The sequence below is a fragment of the Microcoleus sp. K5-D4 genome, from assembly GCF_036704575.1.
Lineage (GTDB): Bacteria > Cyanobacteriota > Cyanobacteriia > Cyanobacteriales > Microcoleaceae > Microcoleus.
In genome coordinates this window covers 1-1158 of record NZ_JAUBSD010000225.1, presented here as the reverse complement: position 1 = coordinate 1158, position 1158 = coordinate 1, and the positions used below count along the sequence as shown (strand labels likewise).

1 protein-coding gene and 1 pseudogene are annotated in these 1158 nt (G+C 46.7%); both read left to right on the top strand.

Going from position 1 to position 1158, the window contains the following annotated elements; all coding sequences use genetic code 11:
* Nucleotides 1–76 (top strand): annotated as a pseudogene (locus QUA77_RS29175) (IS1 family transposase); the annotation flags it as partial.
* Between the two features lie 538 nt (nt 77–614).
* A complete protein-coding gene (locus QUA77_RS29170; protein WP_333454118.1) occupies nt 615–1103 on the top strand; it encodes a reverse transcriptase N-terminal domain-containing protein in 489 nt (162 codons plus the stop codon).
* Nucleotides 1104–1158 lie beyond the last annotated feature (55 nt).

Sequence of the window (1158 nt, the reverse complement as noted above, 5' to 3'; positions counted from 1 at the left end):
AGATGGATGGCCAGTTTATCCCATGTTTATTCCAGATGGAGACCAAATTGTCTGTAAAACTTATATGACCAGAGTAGGTGCGATTCGTTGAAGAGTGAATCACGGTGAAAGTCCGTACATAACTCCTCCAGCCACAAGGCTGAACTCTCGGTCTGATAAGGGTGCAAGCCCCTTCTGCCAGACTCAGGTATGACTCCCTAACTGCCCACACCGACCAAGCTCGATTCTTGGAGAGTGAAGCTGGGAACAGGGCGCAATCAGACATTTAATGTGGGATGACACTGGCGCTAATGGGGAATTCCAATGGTGAAACTGAGCCTAGAAAAGTAACTTATGTCAGAGCGGGTCGCAGACCAAAAATCCCGACTCCACTGGAGATCATTCCCGCCGAATTTCTACTCAATATCGGCAAGAGTCTAGGGAATCCAGTAGTTAAATTGGCTACACCTAAAGGAACAATTAATCACGCCCGAGGGAACGAAGAAAAACGAACTGAGGGTCTAGGGGAAGTCGAACCCTTTTGTAGGCTAGACGAGCAGCGGAATCCCCTCAGTCCGGGTAGGATGCAGCGTAATTGCTGCAAGGTGTTCAGAGTACACAAACTAGAGCAGAGCATGATTAGACACAACAGAAATGTTAGTGAATCTTGGAAAACGTTACCGTGGAAGAAATTCCGCCGTGATTTATTCCGCCTTCAAAAGCGAGTGTATAAAGCGATTCAAGCTGGAGACAAGCAGAAAGCAAAGTCCCTTCAAAAGCTAATTCTGAAATCCACGGCTGCAAGGATGTGGGCAATACGTCAAGTAACTCAACTAAATGCTGGCAAAAAGACTGCGGGAATCGATGGAAAAACCTCAGTCACATTTGAGGAAAGGTTTGCACTGAGTGAAGAACTCAGAACAAAAAGTAACAACTGGAAACACCAGAAGTTACGTTCAATACCAATCCCCAAAAAGGATGGGAGTACCCGCCTCCTTAAGATACCTACTATCGCAGATAGAGCTTGGCAATGCCTCGCAAAATACGCTTTAGAGCCAGCACACGAAGCAACTTTCCACGCCCGGAGTTATGGGTTCAGAACAGGAGTGCGATTCGTTGGGTAGAAACTAACCCTGAAATGGGTAGAGGATTACCCGCAAGCTACACAAGAATCTTCTC

Excerpts from the sequence above, each read along its gene's own strand:
- QUA77_RS29170 (WP_333454118.1), top strand. The coding sequence starts at position 615 with ATGATTAGACACAACAGAAATGTTAGTGAATCTTGGAAAACGTTACCG.